The organism is Kineothrix sp. MB12-C1 (genome assembly GCF_030863805.1).
GTDB lineage: Bacteria > Bacillota > Clostridia > Lachnospirales > Lachnospiraceae > Kineothrix.
On the sequence record NZ_CP132957.1, the window covers coordinates 1,293,354 to 1,315,287 of the forward strand.

At 42.6% G+C, this 21,934-nt stretch carries 16 protein-coding genes; 1 reads left to right on the forward strand and 15 read right to left on the reverse strand.

Features of this window, described 5'->3' with window-relative positions:
* Positions 1-212: 212 nt before the first annotated feature.
* A complete protein-coding gene (locus RBB56_RS06105; protein ID WP_306721493.1) occupies positions 213-1,079 on the forward strand; it encodes a class I SAM-dependent methyltransferase in 867 nt (288 codons plus the stop codon).
* A gap of 21 nt (positions 1,080-1,100) precedes the next feature.
* Here the strand turns inward: RBB56_RS06105 and RBB56_RS06110 are convergent, their stop codons facing one another.
* From RBB56_RS06110 to rplL, 15 genes are all read right to left on the reverse strand, one after another.
* Positions 1,101-1,556, reverse strand: coding sequence for a hypothetical protein (locus RBB56_RS06110; protein WP_306721494.1), 456 nt, complete (start codon positions 1,554-1,556; stop codon positions 1,101-1,103).
* A gap of 257 nt (positions 1,557-1,813) precedes the next feature.
* The gene (locus RBB56_RS06115; protein ID WP_306721495.1) at positions 1,814-2,284 is read right to left on the reverse strand and encodes a DUF2752 domain-containing protein; all 471 of its coding nucleotides are present in this window, start codon (positions 2,282-2,284) and stop codon (positions 1,814-1,816) included.
* 15 nt (positions 2,285-2,299) lie between these two features.
* On the reverse strand, positions 2,300-4,165 hold the full coding sequence (locus RBB56_RS06120; RefSeq protein ID WP_306721496.1) for an ABC-F family ATP-binding cassette domain-containing protein: 1,866 nt from the start codon (positions 4,163-4,165) through the stop codon (positions 2,300-2,302).
* A 110-nt stretch (positions 4,166-4,275) separates the two neighbouring features.
* Positions 4,276-5,193, reverse strand: a complete 918-nt coding sequence (locus RBB56_RS06125) for an exopolyphosphatase (RefSeq protein ID WP_306721497.1) — start codon at positions 5,191-5,193, stop codon at positions 4,276-4,278.
* Positions 5,194-5,353: 160 nt separating this feature from the next.
* Entirely contained in the window at positions 5,354-6,556 is a 1,203-nt protein-coding gene (locus tag RBB56_RS06130; protein WP_306721498.1) for an ABC transporter permease subunit, read from the reverse strand.
* On the reverse strand, positions 6,549-7,253 hold the full coding sequence (locus tag RBB56_RS06135; protein ID WP_306721499.1) for an ABC transporter ATP-binding protein: 705 nt from the start codon (positions 7,251-7,253) through the stop codon (positions 6,549-6,551). Before RBB56_RS06135 ends, RBB56_RS06130 begins: the two co-directional genes overlap by 8 nt.
* On the reverse strand, positions 7,238-7,954 hold the full coding sequence (locus RBB56_RS06140) for a hypothetical protein (RefSeq protein ID WP_306721500.1): 717 nt from the start codon (positions 7,952-7,954) through the stop codon (positions 7,238-7,240). Before RBB56_RS06140 ends, RBB56_RS06135 begins: the two co-directional genes overlap by 16 nt.
* Complete coding sequence (locus RBB56_RS06145; RefSeq protein ID WP_306721501.1) at positions 7,951-8,403, reverse strand: RNA polymerase sigma factor; 453 nt, start codon at positions 8,401-8,403, stop codon at positions 7,951-7,953. The genes RBB56_RS06140 and RBB56_RS06145 overlap by 4 nt, the downstream gene beginning before the upstream one ends.
* 177 nt (positions 8,404-8,580) lie before the next feature.
* Positions 8,581-9,774, reverse strand: coding sequence for an elongation factor Tu (tuf, locus tag RBB56_RS06150; protein WP_306721502.1), 1,194 nt, complete (start codon positions 9,772-9,774; stop codon positions 8,581-8,583).
* Between the two features lie 126 nt (positions 9,775-9,900).
* Positions 9,901-12,018, reverse strand: coding sequence for an elongation factor G (gene fusA, locus RBB56_RS06155; protein WP_306721503.1), 2,118 nt, complete (start codon positions 12,016-12,018; stop codon positions 9,901-9,903).
* A 14-nt stretch (positions 12,019-12,032) separates the two neighbouring features.
* Entirely contained in the window at positions 12,033-12,503 is a 471-nt protein-coding gene (rpsG, locus tag RBB56_RS06160) for a 30S ribosomal protein S7 (RefSeq protein ID WP_306721504.1), read from the reverse strand.
* Positions 12,504-12,714: 211 nt separating this feature from the next.
* Entirely contained in the window at positions 12,715-13,134 is a 420-nt protein-coding gene (gene rpsL / locus RBB56_RS06165; protein ID WP_306721505.1) for a 30S ribosomal protein S12, read from the reverse strand.
* Between the two features lie 206 nt (positions 13,135-13,340).
* A complete protein-coding gene (gene rpoC / locus RBB56_RS06170; RefSeq protein WP_306721506.1) occupies positions 13,341-16,997 on the reverse strand; it encodes a DNA-directed RNA polymerase subunit beta' in 3,657 nt (1,218 codons plus the stop codon).
* 99 nt (positions 16,998-17,096) lie between these two features.
* Positions 17,097-20,963: a DNA-directed RNA polymerase subunit beta gene (gene rpoB, locus RBB56_RS06175; protein ID WP_306721507.1), complete on the reverse strand. Its 3,867-nt coding sequence runs from the start codon at positions 20,961-20,963 to the stop codon at positions 17,097-17,099.
* A gap of 569 nt (positions 20,964-21,532) precedes the next feature.
* Complete coding sequence (rplL, locus tag RBB56_RS06180) at positions 21,533-21,913, reverse strand: 50S ribosomal protein L7/L12 (RefSeq protein ID WP_306721508.1); 381 nt, start codon at positions 21,911-21,913, stop codon at positions 21,533-21,535.
* Between the last annotated feature and the right edge of the window lie 21 nt (positions 21,914-21,934).

Here is a 21,934-nt window from a genome sequence, read left to right on the forward strand (position 1 = left end):
CAGCAACAATATCACACAAATTGCATAAAGAACATGCAATTTGGCGCCCGAAGCACTCGCAAAATCGCATAGAAAGCGATTCAGACTTCGCGGAATAATACCTGTGAACAGTAACCATTGCTTACTCCCCCCAAAGAGGGTGATTTCAAAGCAGTTGCCAAAGAATTCCCGTTGGTGTATATTTAAAAGAAAAGATTTTAGGAGTTAACGATATGTGGATTGCAGACCAATGGAACGATTATGAAGTGCTGGATACCTCCCTCGGCGAAAAGCTGGAACGGTGGGGTGATTACCTGCTTATTCGCCCGGATCCTCAAGTAATATGGAATACAGAAAAGAAACACACCGGCTGGAAAAAGAAAAACGGACATTATCACCGCAGTGCAAAAGGCGGGGGAGAATGGGAATTTTTCAATCTTCCTAATGAATGGAGTATAGAATACCGGGATCTTACCTTCCACTTAAAGCCATTTAGCTTCAAACATACCGGTATCTTCCCGGAGCAAGCCACCAATTGGGACTGGTTCTCTAACCTTATTAAACAGGCCAAGCGTCCGGTACGCGTATTGAATCTATTCGCCTATACCGGGGGTGCAACACTTTCTGCTGCCAAAGCCGGTGCTCAGGTCACCCACGTGGATGCATCCAAGGGAATGGTGAATTGGGCAAAAGAAAACGCTGCTGCTTCCGGCCTTGCCGATGCACCTATTCGCTGGCTTGTGGATGACTGTGTCAAATTCGTAGAGCGGGAAATACGCCGGGGCAACACTTATGATGCTATTATTATGGATCCTCCTTCTTATGGACGCGGTCCCAAAGGCGAAATATGGAAAATAGAAGAGAGTATTTTCCCATTTGTCGAATTGACAACGAAAATACTCTCTGAGGATCCTTTATTTTATTTAATTAACTCCTATACGACCGGACTTCAGCCTGCGGTATTATCTTATATGATAAATCTTACGGTTTCTTCCAAATTCGGTGGATATGTAACAGCCGAAGAAATCGGTCTTCCTGTCACAAAAAGCAATCTCGTTCTTCCCTGCGGCGCTTCCGGAAGATGGCAAAAGACTCTCTGATTGTGAAATAATAGTAACTTATTAATAGTAGTAAGGGACTTCTCCCATTGCGAATAACATAACTGCAAACAGCGCAATTATGATATAAAGCACAAGCATCACACCGGATATAATAAGCTGTGCCTTGAAGAAATTGGACTTGCTCTTCTTCTCTTTCTTGCTGAAAGCCCATACGAACATCAATACAATGTTAACACAGGGAACAAACGTAATGAGTAACAAAGCGATCAACCATTCTCCCAGACTCACCGGCTCTTCTAATTCCGGCTGATAACCTCCCTGCTGTGGATATTGATATCCCTGCCCTTCATACGGATGGCCACCCGGCTGTCCGTATTCATATCCGTATTCCGGACTCTGTCCTTCATATTTCTCCCGTCTTTCATACCCTTCCTGGAAACCCGGCTCCGGTTCCATGCCGGTGAAGGTTCCATTTTGCTGCTGTCCTTCCCCGTTTTCGTACATGTTATTATCCAATTTCTTTTCCTCCCTCATTTTCTTAAGCTCATTCTTTTATTATATGATGTTGGGGGCAAAAGATATTTACCCCTATGATACCTACGGATTACTACGCACTTTGTGCTCTCGTAATCCCAACCCTAACTTAAGTTAGGGTACAATATTCGAAATCCGCCCTATTCGGGCTGCTTTCTCATATTTTGCGGGCCCCAAAGTCATGTCTTTTCATGCGAGCATGAAACACATGACTTTTTGACCCTGGTATCATTATATTATCATATCCCTAATAACCTGCGCAAGAATTCCCTGTAATAAGGTATGTGGCTTTCGAGAAAATTCCCCCTCGTATAAACATACGGCGGTCTGTTAGGAAATATCGTATACATTCGGTAAACATAGACAATTAACAGTGCCGCTACCAGAACGATCATCCCAATATAAAAACCTTTTATCTTCCTTCCAAGTACATACCGGTAAACACCGCAATACAGAAGAAAGGAAAGAACAGGAAAAGCCATTGGGCTCAGCCGAAAGGAACGGGCGAATTGACCTGTAAGCAAAAAGAAAATTGCCCGTGTCATTCCACAGCCCGCACAAGGAAAACCTGTCGTAAGTACAAGCGGACAAAATGCATGAAATACTACATGCATGAAAATATAATATGCAAGAAAGATGAGTATTACTACTTTGTAATCCCATAAATCGGAAGCAATACGCCTCCCAATATCTTCTAATCTATTTTTCATACTTTCCCACGACACCTATTGGCCGTCTATTCTCCCCTTCAACTCTTCCAGATACATCCATCGTTCCATCTTCTCTTCCAGAGCATGTTCCGTTTCCTCTTTTTCCTTCGTCAGTTCATTCAATTTAATGAAGTCTGTGGATGCACGAATAATCTCTTTGTCCAAATGCTCCAAATGTTCCTCCAGATGCGCGATCTCACCTTCAATCGTTTCATAATCCTTTTGTTCCTTATAAGTGAACTTAAGCTTAGCAGAGGGGGACTTCCAATTTCGTTTTTCTTCTTTTTCCCCTGATTTCATAGGCGAAGCTGATTGTCTTCTCCCTTGGCTTTCCCCCAGCCCATCTTCTCCATCTCCGATAGCCCTTAGCGCTTCTTTCTTTCCGGCATAATCGGTATATCCCCCTTCGTATTGACGCAGCTTCCCACCTTCTTCGAAGGCAAAAATCCTCCGTATTGTACGATCTAAAAAGTAACGATCATGGGAAACGGTAATTACGATTCCGGGGAAACGATCCAGATAATCTTCCAGCACGGTGAGCGTAGTAATATCCAAATCGTTCGTAGGCTCATCCAGAATCAATACATTGGGAGCCCCCATTAATACTTTTAACAGATTCAGCCTGCGCTTCTCCCCACCTGAGAGCTTGCCTATCAAGGTATACTGCTCACTGCCAAAAAATAAAAATCGTTCCAGCATCTGGGATGCCGTAATCGTTCCGTCCGCAGTCGATATATATTCCGCAACATCCCTAATATAATCAATAACCCTTCTTTCCGGCGACATCTCTGAAATACTCAGTTCTTGCGCATAATAACCGACCTTAACAGTCTGTCCGACCTCAAGGCTGCCGGTGTCAGGTTCCACACTTCCGGTAAGGATTTTCATAAGAGTTGTTTTCCCGCAGCCGTTGGCTCCGATAAAACCAATTCTGTCTTCTTTCAAAAACACATAGGAAAAGTCATCAATTAACACTTTCTCTCCGTATCGCTTGGAGATATTCTTAATCTCCACCGTTGTTTTCCCCAGTCTTGAAGCTGCCGAGCTCATCTCTACCTTTCCGTCAGCTATTGGCGCTTCTGCCTGTTTCAGTTCCTCATAGCGTTCCAGCCTCGCCTTTTGCTTGGTAGAGCGCGCTCTTGCCCCGCGCTTTACCCACTCCAACTCCGTACGCAGAATCGATTGCCTTTTCCGCTCACTGGCAAGTAGTTCCTCTTCCCGCATCGCCTTTAACTCGAGAAAACCGGAGTAATTCGCCTGATAGGAATAAATCTGCCCTTTATCTATTTCCACGATCCGATTCGATACGCTGTCAAGAAAATACCGGTCATGAGTTACCATAATAATGGCACCGCTTCGTTTCTTGAGCATCTCCTCCAACCAATCCGACATCTCATTATCCAAATGGTTCGTCGGTTCATCCAGAATAAGAATATCCGCAGGAGAGAGCAACGCCGCTGCTAATGCAAGCCTTTTTCTCTGTCCGCCTGAAAGGGTGTTGCATCTTGCGGCGAAATCGCTAACTCCTATTTGTGTTAACATCGCCTTAGCATCGCTTTCCCTGTTCCACATTTCATCATGGGCGCTTCGATCCTCCGATATTTTATCATATCCACTTAATACCGCTTGTAAGACGGTCTCCTCTCCTCCAAAATCAGGATGCTGAGGAAGATAAGTACAAATTACATGGTTGGCCCTTATCACTTTTCCCTCATCGGGTTCCTCAAGGCCTGCCATCATCTTCAATAAGGTAGACTTACCCGTTCCATTGATTCCAATAACACCTACCTTTTCCCCCTCCTGCAAATAAAATGAGGCCTGATCGAAAAGTTTCCGTTCACCGAACGACTTTACTATATTTTCAACTGTTAATATATTCATAAACCTTAAGGCTCCTAACATCTCTCATATGGTATTTCTCCTCCCCTTTAAAAGTGCCATATAAAACAGGGCGTGCTTTCGCGTTCCTTTTTCATATGGCACCATTGCTTCTATTCTTTGTAATTAACAAGCTCGTCCAGAAGCTTCGGAAGCTTTTCTGCCACTTCCTCTTCTTTAAACTGACAAGTTCCTACCGCCTTATGGCCCCCTCCGCCATACTTCAACATAAGACTTCCTACGTTAACTTTGGATGTCTTGTTAAGAATGCTGTAACCGACTGCTACCGAACAACCTTGGTTCCCTTTTCCTTTAACGATCCAAGCGGAAATATTTTGCTCAGGATACATACTGTATATCATAAATCGATTCCCGGAGTAAATAGGATCTACATCTCTTAAATCTGAAATAATAACATCCTTTTCCACTCTCGTATGTTTTTTTACCATTTCTTCGAACTTCTCAGCCTGTTCGAAATAAGTATCGACTCTTTCTTGTACATCACAAAGATCCAAAATCTGTTCCGTAGTCATCGTACGGCAAGCATCGATCAGTTTCTCCATCAACTGATAGTTGGAAATAGTAAAGTTCCTCCATCTTCCGAGCCCTGTTCTGGGATCCATAAGAAAACCAATTAGAATCCAACCCTTCGGATTCTGTATTTCATCAATAGTCAGGTTGCCTGAGTCCACTTTGTCCACAGCTTCCATCATCTCATCAAATTGAGGGAATCTCTCCTTGCCTCCATAGTATTCGTAAATAATGCGGGCACAGGAAGGTGCCATACGGCTCTCTCCTTTATATTTTCCCTCTAACTGATTTCTTTCAAATTCACTAGAGTGATGATCGAACCATAATCCGCATCCTTCTACAAAAGGTACATTCGCCAGACAGTCATCCTCCGTAATGTCCACCAGGCCATCCTGCAAATCCTTCGGATGTGCAAACGACCAGTGATCGATAATCCCTGCTTCTTTTAGTAATGCTCCGCATGCCAGTCCATCAAAATCAGAACGTGTCACTAATCTCATAAACAATCCCTCTCTTTCTTACATATCCTCTATATCGAATACTTATAATATCTGTAACTGTTCAGTACCTTCACTTGCCTTTTCTATATTATAATGCCATACCCGTACTTCTTCGTCAACATTCTTCCCCTATTTTTCATGAATGCAGAAAATCTTAGATTCATTCATATTGATAATCCATATATATCTTTTTTCCCATAAAGGAAATCACTCCGCTAATAAGCAAATATATTACGGGGACAACTTGCCATGATACGCAGATTTTTCCAAATACCGATACAGCTTGCGGATTAAAAATACTCCATACCGCAATAAATTCACCGGGAAGATAACTCCATAGTTGTGATATCACACGGTATTGCACCGGTATGTTGAGGAACATGGACAATATAATCATACCCATTACCAATGCAAGTGTACCAATACTGTTGCGCAACAGTTCGGACAGAACCATGACGAACACACCTGTTATAATACAGGCCGCCACCATCATACCATAAGAAATAAAGATTGCTTCTCCCACACTAATCGGGTAAGAATAATCCGCCCACATTAACTGAAATGCTGATGAAAAACCTTCCATCCCGTACAGCGCAAAGGATATTCCGAATGATACCATCGTAAATAGAAGCGATATCATAAGTGTAAAGCTTATTCCGGCAAGCAATTTTATCCAATAAATATCCTTCTTTCCAAATCTGCTGCTTAGAATCAACTGATCCGTTTTTCTTGTATGTTCTTCCGGGAATACACCGGAAAGGCTGATTGTAATTGCAAAAAGAGACATCAATCCTATTGTACTTAAGCAATCAAAAAGCTGCCAATATCCTTCCTTATATCGGAACTTCAATGGCCATTCAATTTTCATTTCCTGCTCTTTCCAAAAGTCTTTTTCTCTTTGCGATAACAAATAGCTATCCCATTTTCTTTCCATCATGGCTTGCCGCTTTGCATACATATCCTGCTCGTCTGCAGTCCATTGCATTGTTTCAGAGACATCCATACCCGTTGTGCTTCTGACAAAATTAAATATGGCGCTATACGGGCGGGCATATATTTGGTACTCTTTCATTAAAGTATATTTTTCCGTGCCAGAAGGTATTTTGTCATATCCTGCTTTCATCTCTTCGAGCAAAGCCTGATCTATCACTCTGCCATCCAGGCTTTGCTGATACTCTTTATCTACATGAAACATGTGATAGTTCGTATCTATTTCCACTCCATCTGCATAGCAAGTTCCCAAAAGAGAGGCTGCAATCGTAAAAGCAATAATAATAAGTATAATTGCAGTAGACACCCACACAATTTTTCGCCGCAATATCTTTTTTAATTCATATTTGTACAACATCGTAAAGTTAGTCATGATTCCCCTCCTCAAACTGCTTTAAATAGAACTGCTCCAAACCTCCTTGCTGTTCCTCCCTTTTTCCCTGATAGATAAGCTCTCCGTCTTTCATTATTAAAATAGTATCCGCAATATGCTCAATATCCGATACCACATGTGTGGACAAAAAAACAATATTATCTTTCCCCAGTTCTGCAATCAAATTCCTGAATCTTGCCCGTTCCTTGGGATCGAGCCCCGTGGTTGGCTCATCTAAAATCAATAACCTCGGATTCCCCAGCAACGCCTGTGCTATTCCCAACCGTTGTTTCATACCTCCTGAATAAGTTTTTATCTTCTTTTTACCCACATCTTGTAATGCAACTACTTTTAGTAATTCCGCCGTCCTTCTCTTTGCCTGCAACTTATTCAGTCCTTTCAAAGCCGCCATATATAACAGGAAATCTTCTCCTGTAAAATTGGGATAATATCCAAAATCCTGCGGAAGATATCCTAGCTTAGATCGGTATTCCTCGGTGGAAACATCAGATCCGTCCATTGAAATACTTCCGCTAGTGGGTTTTAAAATACCACACAGCAGCCGCATCAATGTGGTTTTTCCGGCGCCATTTGCACCGAGTAATCCATATACCCCCGCTTTTAATCCAAGTGAGATCCTGTCTACTGCAATCTTACTTCCATATTGCTTTGATAATCTGTCTATGATAAGTTCCATGTAAGTTCCTCCGTTCTTTCTATCATTTTTTGAAATTCAGATATAGCTATAAATAAAAGCACAATAAATGCAAAAATCCACCATCCAAATAATCTTTGCTGATAAAAAAAAGCTTCCATATATCTGTTAATCATAGGGAGCAAGCTAATAATGACTGCAAATCCCATGCTCAAATAGGCAGATTCTTTTCCGTGAATTTTACGAACAATATATAAGCCTCCCGCAGCAGTCAGAAGATATGATACCGACAGATACACCCCTGTCTGAAATATCGTATGGATTTCATCCATATGTCCCAACGCTGCAAGTAAGCATAATAGTCCCAAATTGGACACTCCCAGAATTCCCATACGGGCCAATACTACACTTTTTAATGAAAATCTTGAAGCCATTTCTAATTCTGCCATACCATGAATTTCTGAGCGGATACTTTCTCCAATGAAAGATACTGCCAAATACGGTACCATTGCCGATAACAGCCACATTACATTTATTTTCATAAAGCTGCCGCCGACTAAAGCTACTGTAAATATCACAAATGATAATCCCCATACCCATTTCCTTATATAGGAGGCCTGAACTAATACAAACCGAGAATAACTCATCTCCGGCTGCTTTATATTCCTCATAAATGCCTGCTTATTCTGCGGCTTTGGGACTTCAAACGCATCTTTTAATGCTTTCTTCATTTTAGTTTTCATAAAAAGTCCTCCTTCCTGAGTTTATTTCGAAGTACTTTCAAAACCTCCCTTGTCCTACGATAAACTGCAAATCTCGATATTCCCAATAATTTACTGATAATAGACACCGGGACCTCATTTACATATCTTAAGAGTACCAATTCCCGTTCCTCCTCCTTTAATTCAGCCAGTGCCGCCTTTACTGCTATCGAAGTGACCAATTTTTCTTCCTCACCATGTTCTTCAATTTCTTCAGGCAAACACTCCCAAACCATCTTCCTATATTCGTCGATACAAAGATTTCGGGCTATTGTATACAGATACTGCAATTCCTGTCCTGTATTCCTATATGTATCGCTTTCAATAAAAAGCAAGAAGGTTTGTTGCGTAATATCTTCCGCTACATTTTGCTCCCGTAATTTGAAGTAGCAATATCGATAAATTTTGTCATATTGTTCCTCTATGTCCATGAACTCGCTTAAAACCTCCTTTCATAATGTTTAACGTTAGAATCATATCAAATGTGCGCACTTTATTTATTTTTTAATATTACTTTGAATTCTGCGGCATTAACACCGGGGTTTTCCACGAAAAAGGAGCTTCCCGAAAATCTCGGAAAGCTCCATAAAATCTAATTTTATTATTGATTACTCAATGATTGTAGCAACACGGCCTGAACCAACCGTACGTCCACCTTCACGGATAGCGAAAGTAAGACCCTGCTCCATAGCGATAGGATGAATCAATTCGATTGTCATCTCAATGTTATCACCAGGCATGCACATTTCTGTACCTTCCGGTAAATCACATACGCCAGTTACATCAGTTGTTCTGAAATAGAACTGAGGTCTGTAGTTGTTGAAGAAAGGAGTATGACGTCCACCTTCGTCTTTTGTCAAAACGTAAACCTGAGCTGTAAATTTCTTATGGCATTTTACAGAACCGGGTTTGGAGAGAACCTGACCTCTTTCGATATCTGTTCTCTGAATACCACGAAGAAGCGCACCGATGTTATCACCAGCATAAGCTTCGTCAAGCATCTTACGGAACATTTCGATACCTGTACAAACAGTTTTTCTTGTCTCTTCTTTAATACCAACAACTTCAACTTCTTCGTTGATGTGAAGTGTACCACGCTCAACACGTCCTGTAGCAACTGTACCACGTCCTGTGATTGTGAATACGTCTTCGACAGGCATAAGGAAAGGCTTATCTGTGTCACGTACCGGGTCCGGAACATATTCGTCAACAGATTTCATAAGCTCAAGAATCTTGTCGCCCCATTCGCTGTTAGGATCTTCTAATGCTTTCAGAGCAGAACCCTGAATAACTGGTGTGTCATCGCCCGGGAATTCATACTCGGACAATAATTCTCTGATTTCCATTTCTACTAATTCAAGAAGCTCAGCGTCATCAACCATATCGCATTTGTTCATGAATACTACGATATAAGGAACGCCTACCTGACGGGAAAGTAAGATATGCTCTTTTGTCTGAGCCATAACACCGTCAGTAGCAGCAACAACGAGGATAGCACCATCCATCTGAGCAGCACCTGTGATCATGTTCTTTACATAATCGGCATGGCCAGGGCAGTCAACGTGTGCGTAGTGTCTTTTTTCAGATTCATACTCAACGTGAGAAGTAGAAATCGTGATACCACGTTCTCTTTCTTCCGGAGCCTTATCGATCATGTCGAATGCAACAGCCTGACCTGTACCTAATCTTGTATTCAGTGTCTTTGTGATCGCTGCTGTTAAAGTTGTTTTACCATGGTCAACGTGACCGATGGTTCCAATATTACAATGGGGTTTGTTTCTTTCAAATTTAGCTTTAGCCATTTCTAAAGTCCTCCTTTAATTTGTTATGAAGATCATTTTATATTTTTCGATTAACTCGGTTATCTTTGATTATATTAAATAACACCGAGTTTTTCAAGCACAATTTGTGTAACAGTTCGGTTACCTTTATTTTGCCTTAGCTGCCAAGACTTTTTCCTGTACACTCTTCGGTACTTGCTCATATTTCTCGAAGAACATAGAGTAGTTACCGCGTCCCTGTGTCTTGGAACGTAAGTCAGTAGCATAGCCGAACATTTCAGCAAGGGGAACATAACCTCTTACGAGCTTACCTCCACCGATGTCATCCATACCTTCAATACGTCCACGACGAGAGTTGATATCACCAATAACATCTCCCATGTAGTCTTCAGGCATAGTAACTTCTACCTTCATAATAGGCTCTAACAATACCGGGTTCGCTTTCTTCATAGCTTCCTTGAATGCCATGGAACCTGCAATATGGAAAGCCATTTCAGAGGAGTCAACTTCATGATAGGAACCGTCATAAACATTAGCGTGTACACCGAGTACAGGGAATCCGCCAAGGATACCGGCCTTAGAAGCTTCTTCAATACCCGCGCCAACAGCAGGAATGTATTCCTTCGGAATAGCACCGCCGACAACTGTAGACTCGAACTTGAAGATTTCTTCACCGTTAGGATCCATAGGAGCAAATTTAACCTTACAATGTCCGTACTGTCCACGTCCACCAGACTGTTTTGCATATTTGTAATCCTGTTCCACAGCATTTGTAAACGTCTCTTTGTAGGAAACCTGAGGAGCACCTACATTCGCTTCTACCTTGAACTCACGAAGAAGTCTGTCTACGATGATTTCAAGATGGAGCTCTCCCATACCTGCGATAATCGTCTGTCCGGTTTCTCCATTGGTGTGTGCACGGAAGGTAGGATCTTCTTCTGCAAGTTTTGCCAAAGCTTCACCCATTTTACCCTGTCCTGCTTTCGTCTTAGGCTCGATTGCGAGCTCGATAACCGGTTCAGGGAATTCCATGGACTCAAGAATTACAGGATGCTGTTCATCACAGATAGTATCACCTGTCGTTGTTACTTTAAATCCTACTGCTGCAGCGATATCACCGGAGTAAACTTTATCGAGTTCCGCTCTTTTATTCGCATGCATCTGCAAGATACGTCCAACGCGTTCTTTTTTATCTTTTGTCGCATTCAGTACGTAAGAACCGGAGTTCATTGTACCGGAGTAAACTCTGAAGAATGCAAGCTTACCTACAAACGGGTCAGCCATAATCTTAAATGCGAGTGCCGAGAAAGGTTCTTCATCAGAAGAGTGTCTTTCCACTTCATTGCCATCAAGGTCCGTACCTTTAATCGCCGGAATATCTATCGGTGAAGGCATAAACTCAAGTACGGCGTTAAGAAGCTTCTGAACACCTTTATTTCTGTAAGCAGTACCACAGCATACAGGGATTGCTGTACATTCACAGGTTCCCTTTCTGAGAGCTGCTTTTAACTGCTCATTGGAAGGTTCTTCTCCTTCCAGATACATCATTGTCAAGTCATCATCTAATTCGCAGATTTTTTCTACTAACTCTGCACGATAGAGCTCTGCGTCATCTTTCATGTCGTCCGGAATATCTCCGACAGAAATGTCCTCGCCCTTATCATCGTTATAGATATATGCTTTCATTTCAAACAAATCAATGATTCCTTTGAAATCATCTTCTTTACCGATTGGTAATTGGATACAGATAGTGTTCTTACCAAGTCTTGTTTTGATTTGGTCTACTGCTCCGTAGAAGTTTGCACCTAAAATGTCCATCTTATTAATAAATGCCATTCTCGGTACGTTATAGGTATCAGCCTGACGCCATACGTTTTCAGATTGAGGCTCTACGCCGCCTTTTGCACAGAATACGCCGACAGCGCCATCGAGTACACGAAGCGAACGTTCAACTTCTACTGTAAAGTCAACGTGTCCTGGCGTATCGATAATGTTGATACGATGTTCCGGAGCGCCTGGTTTTGCTTTCCCGGCTTCCTGCAACGTCCAGTGACAAGTTGTAGCGGCTGATGTGATCGTAATACCTCTTTCCTGCTCCTGTTCCATCCAGTCCATGGTAGCAGTACCTTCATGAGTATCACCAAGCTTATAATTAACACCGGTATAGAATAAGATACGTTCAGTCAAAGTTGTCTTACCCGCATCAATATGAGCCATAATACCGATATTTCTGGTTCTCTCTAATGGATATTCTCTTCCAGCCAAGGGTTATTCCTCCTTTAGAATCTATAATGAGCAAATGCTTTGTTAGCCTCTGCCATTTTGTGCATATCTTCTTTTTTCTTAACGGATGCACCTGTGCTATTAGAAGCATCAAGGATTTCATTTGCTAATCTTTCCTGCATCGTCTTCTCGCCTCTTTTACGAGAATACAATGTTAACCAACGAAGTGCTAACGCCTGACGTCTCTCCGCTCTTACCTCAATCGGAACCTGGTAAGTAGCACCACCGATACGTCTTGCTTTTACTTCGAGTACAGGCATAATATTGTTCATAGCTTCCTCGAAAACTTCAATAGCCGGCTTACCTGCTTTTTGTTCTACTGTCGCAAACGCTCCATATACGATTTTCTGAGCAACACCTCTCTTACCATCCAACATAATGTTGTTGATAAGCTTTGTTACTACCTTATTTTCGTATAAAGGGTCTGCTAATACATCTCTTTTTTGAATATGTCCTTTACGCGGCACGATTCTTCCCTCCTTATTAGTCTCCATTTATTAAAATTTTAATAAATGAATTGATAATTCAACGGTACTCACCTACAAATGTGTTCGTGCGGTTTTCTATAGGCCTGAATAATAGGCATTTTTAACGCAGTGAAGCGCAATAACACGAATAAATCATGCTTCTTACAGAATTCCAACACAAATTAGTTCTGTTGTGGTACAAAAATCCTAATTATTTACCAGCCTTAGGTCTCTTAGCTCCGTATTTGGAACGAGCCTGTCTTCTGTTAGCGACTCCCGCAGTATCAAGTGTACCTCTGATAACATGATATCTTGTACCCGGTAAGTCCTTTACTCTACCGCCTCTTATAAGAACAACACTATGCTCCTGTAAGTTGTGGCCTTCTCCCGGAATATAGCTTGTTACTTCAATTCCGTTAGAAAGACGTACTCTGGCGATTTTTCTAAGGGCTGAGTTAGGTTTCTTAGGAGTTGCTGTCTTAACAGCTGTACAAACACCTCTTTTCTGAGGAGAAGAAGTCTCGATTGCTTTCTTATGAAGAGAGTTATAGCTCTTCTGAAGAGCAGGTGCTGTTGACTTCTTTTCTGATGTCTGACGTCCTTTTCTTACTAACTGGTTAAATGTTGGCATTCTGTTTCACCTCCTGTGGTATAAACTGATAAGTTTCTTCTGTGGCAAGGCTTTCTTTCTTTTGTAAAATGACAAAAAAAGAAAATGCACCTACATGCACACTTTGTTAGTATAAGTGCTTGCAGATGCATTGTCAATATATTTTTTTTAACTTATTTTAAATTCTTTGAATTTATTCGAAGTGATCGAGTTATCGCTCTATACGCTTAACTTTCTATCTCCTGCAGACTGTCTTCTTCTATATATAATTCACCTAAAGACATTCCGTCATCGAACATTCCATCTTCATCAAAGGAAATGGTATCGAGCAGATTATTATCCGTATCGAGAGACGTACTACGATATCTCTTCATACCGGTTCCTGCCGGAATCAGCTTACCGATAATAACGTTTTCTTTCAGGCCGATGAGAGGATCGACTTTTCCTTTGATTGCCGCCTCGGTAAGAACCTTAGTCGTCTCCTGGAAAGATGCCGCCGATAAGAAAGAATTGGTAGCAAGCGCTGCTTTGGTAATACCTAACATTACCTGCTTGCCATCCGCCGGCTCCTTGCCTTGCTCGATCAGCTTATCGTTGATATCCTCGTATTCGAGAATATCAACTAGCGTTCCCGGCAAGAAATCTGCATCTCCGTTATTTTCAATGCGAATCTTCTTAAGCATCTGACGTACAATGACTTCAATATGCTTATCACTGATATCAACACCTTGTAAACGGTATACGCGCTGTACTTCGCGCAGCATATAATCCTGAACGGCACGAACACCCTTAATCTTCAATAAGTCATGGGGGTTAACGCTACCTTCTGTCAACTCGTCGCCGGCTTCCAATACCGTTCCGTCAAGAATCTTAATTCTGGATCCGTAAGGAATAAGGTAAGTCTTCGTTTCCCCTGTTTCTTCATTCGTAATAACGATTTCTCTCTTCTTCTTCGTATCTTTAATTGTCGCGATGCCGCCGAATTCCGCAATAATTGCAAGACCCTTAGGCTTTCTCGCCTCGAAAAGTTCCTCGACACGGGGAAGACCCTGAGTAATATCGTCACCCGCAACACCACCGGTATGGAAGGTACGCATCGTAAGCTGTGTACCCGGCTCACCGATAGACTGTGCCGCAATAATACCTACCGCTTCGCCTACCTGTACCGCTTCACCGGTAGCCATATTAGCACCGTAACACTTCGCACAAATACCGTTATGGGAACGACAGGTAAGAATCGTACGGATTTTCACCGCTTCTATCGGTTCTCCCTTTTCATCCACACCGATATCGAGAATTCTCGATGCACGGCTAGGTGTAATCATATGGTTTTTCTTTACAATGAAATTACCATCTCTATCTTTTACATCTTCGCAAGCATATCTGCCGTTGATTCTGTCTTTCAAGCCTTCAATCGTCTCTTTACCATCCATGAACGCCTTAACGACCATTCCCGGAATCTCTTCTTTGCCTTCGCAACAATCCACTTCGCGGATAATGAGTTCCTGTGAAACGTCAACCATACGTCTTGTAAGGTAACCGGAGTCAGCCGTACGAAGCGCCGTATCCGACAGACCTTTTCTGGCACCGTGAGCCGACATGAAATACTCCAAAACGTCCAATCCCTCACGGAAATTCGATTTGATAGGAAGCTCGATCGTTCTACCTGTCGTATCAGCCATAAGTCCACGCATACCAGCAAGCTGTTTGATCTGCTGATTGGAACCACGGGCACCGGAATCGGCCATCATGAAGATATTGTTATACTTATCAAGTCCTGATAACAGAACTTCTGTCAACTCTTTATCGGTCTCATTCCAAGTTTCGACAACTGCACGATATCTTTCTTCTTCCGTAATCAAACCACGTCTGTAGTTCTGGGAAATCTTATCTACCGTCCTTTGTGCCTCATTTAACATTTCCTGCTTCTGCTCCGGTACTGTCATATCGGAAACGGAAACTGTCATCGCTGCCTTCGTGGAATATTTATATCCGGTAGACTTAATTAAGTCGAGCACCTCTGCTGTCTTGGATGCACCATGTGTATTGATAACTTTTTCAAGGATCTGCTTTAACTGCTTTTTGCCTACATGGAAGTCTATCTCCGGCTTTAAAAAGTTCTCCGCTAACGTTCTATCTACGAATCCAAGATCCTGAGGAAGGATTTCGTTAAACAGAAAGCGTCCTAAGGTGGACTCTACGTAGCCGCTTACTTCTTCACCATTTTCATTTCTCTTGGATACTTTTACATGAATTCTTGAATGTAAGGTACAGAATCCATTTTCATATGCGAGAATCGCTTCGTTTACACTCTTATAAAACTTGCCCTCTCCTGTGACACCCGCTCTCTCCTGCGTCAAGTAGTAAATACCGAGCACCATATCCTGAGAAGGAACGGCAACAGGTCCGCCATCGGAAGGTTTCAAGAGGTTGTTAGGCGAAAGCAGAAGGAAACGACATTCCGCCTGTGCTTCTACAGAAAGAGGAAGATGTACCGCCATCTGGTCACCGTCGAAGTCCGCGTTAAACGCAGTACATACAAGAGGATGAAGCTTAATTGCCTTACCTTCTACGAGGATAGGCTCAAATGCCTGAATACCCAGTCTGTGAAGAGTAGGAGCACGGTTTAACATAACCGGATGCTCTTTGATTACTTCTTCCAGAACGTCCCAAACCTGACCATCCAATCTTTCCACAAGTTTCTTCGCATTCTTGATGTTCTGAGAAATGCCTCTTCCCACCAATTCCTTCATAACAAAAGGCTTAAACAGCTCGATTGCCATCTCTTTCGGAAGACCGCACTGATAAATCTTAAGTTCAGGTCCTACGACGATAACGGACCGTCCTGAGTAGTCAACACGTTTTCCGAGCAAGTTCTGACGGAAGCGTCCCGATTTACCCTTTAACATATCGGACAAGGATTTCAAAGCTCTGTTACCGGGGCCTGTTACCGGACGTCCGCGTCTGCCATTGTCAATCAGAGCATCTACCGCCTCCTGAAGCATTCTCTTCTCATTACGCACGATAATATCGGGAGCTCCGAGTTCAAGAAGTCTCTTAAGACGATTGTTTCTATTAATAATTCTTCTATATAAGTCATTTAAGTCAGAGGTTGCGAAACGTCCGCCGTCAAGCTGAACCATAGGACGTAAATCCGGAGGAATTACCGGAACCGCATCCATAATCATCCACTCCGGTCTGTTGCCGGACTCTCTGAACGCTTCCACTACTTCCAATCTTTTAATAATTCTTGCTCTTTTCTGTCCGGTAGATTCCTTTAAGCCAGCTTTTAACTCTGTAGCTTCTGTCTCGAGCTCAATGGCCTGAAGCAATTCTTTAATCGCCTCAGCTCCCATTCCTACACGAAATCTACTGCCCCAAGTCTCTCTCGCATCCTGATATTCCCTTTCGGACAACACTTGTTTGTATTCCAAATCAGTGTCCCCGCTATCGATTACAATATAAGAAGCGAAATACAATACTTTTTCAAGAACTCTGGGGGATAAATCGAGGATTAAACCCATACGACTGGGAATTCCTTTAAAATACCAGATATGGGATACCGGCGCTGCCAGTTCGATATGTCCCATGCGTTCTCTTCGCACGCTGGCTTTTGTCACTTCTACGCCACAACGATCGCAGACAACACCCTTATATCTGATTTTCTTATATTTACCGCAGTGACATTCCCAATCTTTGCTGGGTCCGAAAATCTTCTCACAGAACAAACCTTCTTTTTCAGGTTTCAAGGTTCTATAGTTAATGGTCTCCGGCTTCGTCACTTCTCCTCTTGACCATTCTCTGATTTTATCCGGTGATGCCAAACCAATCTTAATCGCATCAAACGTCATCGGCTGATACATTTCCTGTTTTGCTTCTGCCATTCTTGGTACTCCTTCCAGATATTATATTATTAACGGGCATTCCTCACTCGCGAGCGCTTCCTACCCATTAGTAATAATTGATGTCATTCGGCAATGAATCTACTCACCAAAAGACTCTGCAAACTCCGCTTCTTCCACTTCTTCTATCTCAAGGTCTTCTTCTATCTCTTCTTCATCGGAACTTACGAGCTCTCCGCTATTTTCATCGAACTCCTGCTTCTGATATCCCATAACGCCGAAGGATTCCTTTTCATAATCGTAATTTCTGGAATCTCCTTCTATCTCATAACGGTAATCTGTGTCACCAAAGTCGATGGTCTCCATAATCTCCACTTCACTCTGATCTTCGCGAAGTACACGGACATCGAGTCCAAGGGACTGTAACTCCTTCAAAAGTACCTTGAAGGATTCCGGGATACCCGGCTCAGGAATGTTATCACCTTTAATAATCGCTTCGTAAGTCTTTACACGTCCTACAACGTCGTCAGATTTTACAGTTAAGATTTCCTGAAGCGTATAAGAAGCACCATATGCCTCCAACGCCCATACTTCCATCTCTCCGAATCTCTGTCCACCGAACTGTGCTTTACCGCCGAGAGGCTGTTGCGTTACTAATGAGTAAGGGCCTGTGGAGCGGGCGTGAATCTTATCATCTACCAAGTGGTGAAGCTTCAGATAATGCATGTGTCCAATTGTTACTGAACTGTCAAAATATTCTCCTGTACGTCCATCACGTAGCCTTACCTTACCATCTCTGGAAATAGGCACGCCCTTCCAAAGAGCTCTGTGATCTCTATTTTCGGATAAATATTCCACCACTTCCGGAAGCAATTCATCGTGATATTTCTTCTCAAAATCTTCCCATTCCAGGTTAACATAGTCGTTAGCCAAGTCGAGAGTATCCATAATATCAATTTCGTTTGCCCCGTCGAATACCGGCGTAGCAACGTTGAAGCCAAGAGCCTTCGCTGCCAAAGACAAGTGAATCTCAAGTACCTGTCCGATGTTCATACGAGAAGGCACACCGAGAGGATTCAGTACGATATCGAGAGGACGCCCATTAGGCAGATAAGGCATATCTTCCACCGGAAGCACACGAGAAACGACACCCTTATTACCGTGACGTCCTGCCATCTTATCACCTACGGAAATCTTTCTTTTCTGCGCAATATAAATGCGTACCGCCTGATTAACACCAGGGGATAACTCATCGCCATTTTCCCTTGTAAATACTTTCGCATCCACAACAATACCATACTCGCCGTGAGGTACCTTCAATGAAGTATCCCTTACTTCTCTCGCCTTTTCACCGAAAATTGCACGAAGCAGTCTTTCTTCCGCTGTAAGCTCTGTCTCTCCCTTAGGAGTTACTTTACCGACGAGAATATCTCCGGCACGAACTTCTGCACCTATTCTAATAATTCCTCTGTCATCTAAATCTTTTAACGCATCGTCACCCACACCCGGAACGTCTCTTGTGATTTCTTCCGGTCCTAACTTGGTATCGCGGGCTTCCGCTTCGTATTCTTCTATATGAACAGAAGTGTAAACATCTTCCTGTACGAGTCTTTCGCTCAAAAGAACCGCATCCTCGTAATTATAGCCTTCCCATGTCATAAATCCGATCAACGGATTCTTACCAAGAGCAAGCTCACCATCTGCTGTGGACGGTCCGTCTGCAATTACCTGACCCTTTTCCACATGATTACCTTTCAATACGATAGGCTTCTGGTTATAACAGTTCGACTGGTTACTTCTTGAGAACTTCGTCAGACGATATTCATCTCTTTCCCCATCATCATAAGTCATCTTAATGAGTCTCGAAGATACATAATCAATCGTACCCGACTTCCTCGCCACCACACATACGCCGGAGTCAACTGCAGCCTTCGGTTCCATACCTGTACCTACGGCAGGAGCTTCTGTCGTCAAAAGAGGAACGGCCTGACGCTGCATGTTGGAACCCATCAGCGCACGGTTCGCATCGTCATTTTCCAAGAAAGGAATGAGTGCTGTCGCCACGGAAAATACCATCTTAGGCGATACGTCCATATATTCGTACATTTCCTTAGGGTACTCGGATGTTTCATCTTTATAACGTCCGGATACCGTCTTCCTTACGAAATAGCCTTTTTCATCCAGCGCTTCGTTAGCCTGCGCCACATGATAGTTGTCTTCCTCATCTGCCGTCATGTAAATAACGTCTTCCGTTACGCGAGGATTCTCCACATCCGTTTTATCAATAATACGGTACGGGGATTCAATAAAACCATATTCATTAATTCTTGCATAAGTAGCAAGAGAGTTGATCAATCCAATGTTAGGACCTTCCGGTGTCTCGATCGGGCACATTCTGCCATAATGAGAATAGTGAACGTCACGAACCTCGAATCCGGCACGATCTCTGGATAAACCACCCGGACCTAATGCAGAAAGACGCCTCTTATGTGTAAGTTCACCGAGAGGGTTATTCTGATCCATGAACTGGGACAACTGTGAAGAACCAAAGAATTCTTTCACCGCTGCCTGTACCGGTTTAATATTAATGAGCACCTGAGGAGAAATCTCCTCTGCATCATGGGTTGTCATTCTCTCACGAACAACTCTTTCAAGCCTTGACAGACCAATTCTATATTGATTCTGTAAAAGCTCTCCCACCGCTCTGATACGTCTATTACCTAAATGGTCGATATCGTCATCGTTACCGATGCCATATTCCAAATGAATGTTATAGTTAATAGAAGCAATGATATCTTCCTTAGTGATGTGCTTCGGCATCAATTCATGTACATTCTTCTTAATAGCATCCGCAAGAGCTTCCGGATCATCGCTGTACTCTTCCAGAATCTGCTGTAACACAGGATAGTATACGAGCTCTGGGATACCGAATTCCCTGGGATCACAATCCACGAAATTCGTAAGCTCTACCATCATATTGGAGAGAACCTTAACATTTCTCTCTTCTGTCTGAATATATACATAAGGAACTGCTGCATTCTGAATTACATCTGCAAGTTCCGCGCTTACGCTCACTCCGGCTTCCGCTAAAATCTCACCAGTCGTCACATCCACAACATCTTCTGCCAGAACGTGATGTCTGATCCTATTCTTCAATGCTAACTTCTTATTAAATTTATATCTTCCAACTTTGGCCAAATCATATCTTCTGGGGTCAAAAAACATTGCGGTAATTAAACTCTCCGCACTCTCTACGCTCAGGGGTTCACCCGGGCGTATTTTTTTGTATAATTCTAACAGACCCTCCTGATAGTTCTCAGAAGTGTCCTTTCCAAAGCTCGCTTCAATCTTGGGTTCATCTCCAAAAAGCTCCCTGATTTCATCGTTCGTACCAACACCTAAGGCTCTGATAAGTACAGTAATCGGTACCTTTCTCGTTCTATCTACACGTACATAAAAAACATCATTGGAATCCGTCTCATATTCCAGCCATGCACCTCTATTAGGAATTACAGTAGAGGAGAACAATCTCTTACCGATCTTGTCATGTCCGATCGCATAATAGATTCCCGGAGAACGAACTAACTGGCTAACGATAACACGCTCCGCTCCATTGATTACGAAGGTTCCCGTCTCAGTCATAATAGGAAGATCGCCCATGAAAATTTCATGCTCGCTGATTTCTTCTTTTTCCTTATTATAAAGGCGAACTTTAACCTTCAACGGTGCCGCATAAGTCGCATCTCTTTCCTTGCATTTCTCAATAGAATATTTAACATCATCTTCACACAATTCGAAGCTGACGAATTCCAGACTTAGGTGCCCGCTATAATCCGCAATTGGAGATATATCATCGAAAACTTCTTTTAAGCCTTCCGTGAGAAACCAATTATAGGAGTCCTTCTGAACCTCTATAAGATTGGGCATCTCCAAAACCTCTTTTTGCCGTGAATAACTCATACGTATGTTCTTGCCTGAAGCAATAGGACGTATTCTGTTCTTTTCCATTGACATTTCACCCCGTTCTTTATGATTTTAAAACTGCTGATTGGTGATTTCCTAACTGATTCCTTAATTTTCACTTGCTTTTCCGCGTATTCGTACGGTCAGCATAGTAAATGCGCAGACTTACTGAATAATTACCTTCGTTCAAATTAAAGTATCCACACCTTAACACAATAGTGCATCATCCATTGTACTACACCTATTTTCTAACGTCAAGGATTTTTTTATAAACTTTTTCGCGTGCGAGTGATGCCGTTCACTGCAAATTTCATTTTCGCGAGCGGTGCCGTTTACGGCAACCTTCATTTCCGCGAGCTGCGCATCCTGCACGGAGTGCTTTATATATTGAATGAACAAGGAATTCCTAGTAAAGTAAAGAATCGGCTTGCTGATTCTTCGCGCGCGAGCGGTGCCGTTTACGGCAACCTTCATTTCCGCGAGCTGCGCATCCTGCACGGAGTGCTTTATATATTAGGAATGCTGAAGGAATTCCTAATATATAAAAACAACGGCATCCCTTTCGGGATACCGCCGTATCTTACTAACAGTATACACTTATCAAGTCGTAACAATTATTTAATTGTAACTTTAGCGCCTTCTGCTTCAAGTTTAGCTTTGATATCTTCAGCGTCCTGCTTGGAAGCTGCTTCTTTTACCATCTTAGGTGCGGAATCAACAAGGTCTTTTGCTTCTTTCAAGCCAAGTCCTGTAGCTTCACGTACTACTTTGATAACTTTAACTTTGTTAGGGCCTACTTCTGTAAGCTCAACATCGAACTCTGTCTTTTCTTCTTCTGCTGCTGCACCATCGCCAGCGCCTGCTGCTGCAACTACAACACCTGCTGCTGCGGATACACCGAATTCTTCTTCGCAAGCTTTTACCAAATCATTTAATTCTAAAACTGTTAACTCTTTAATAGCATCAATAAGTTCCTGAGCTGTTAATTTTGCCATTTTTATTTACCTCCATTATAA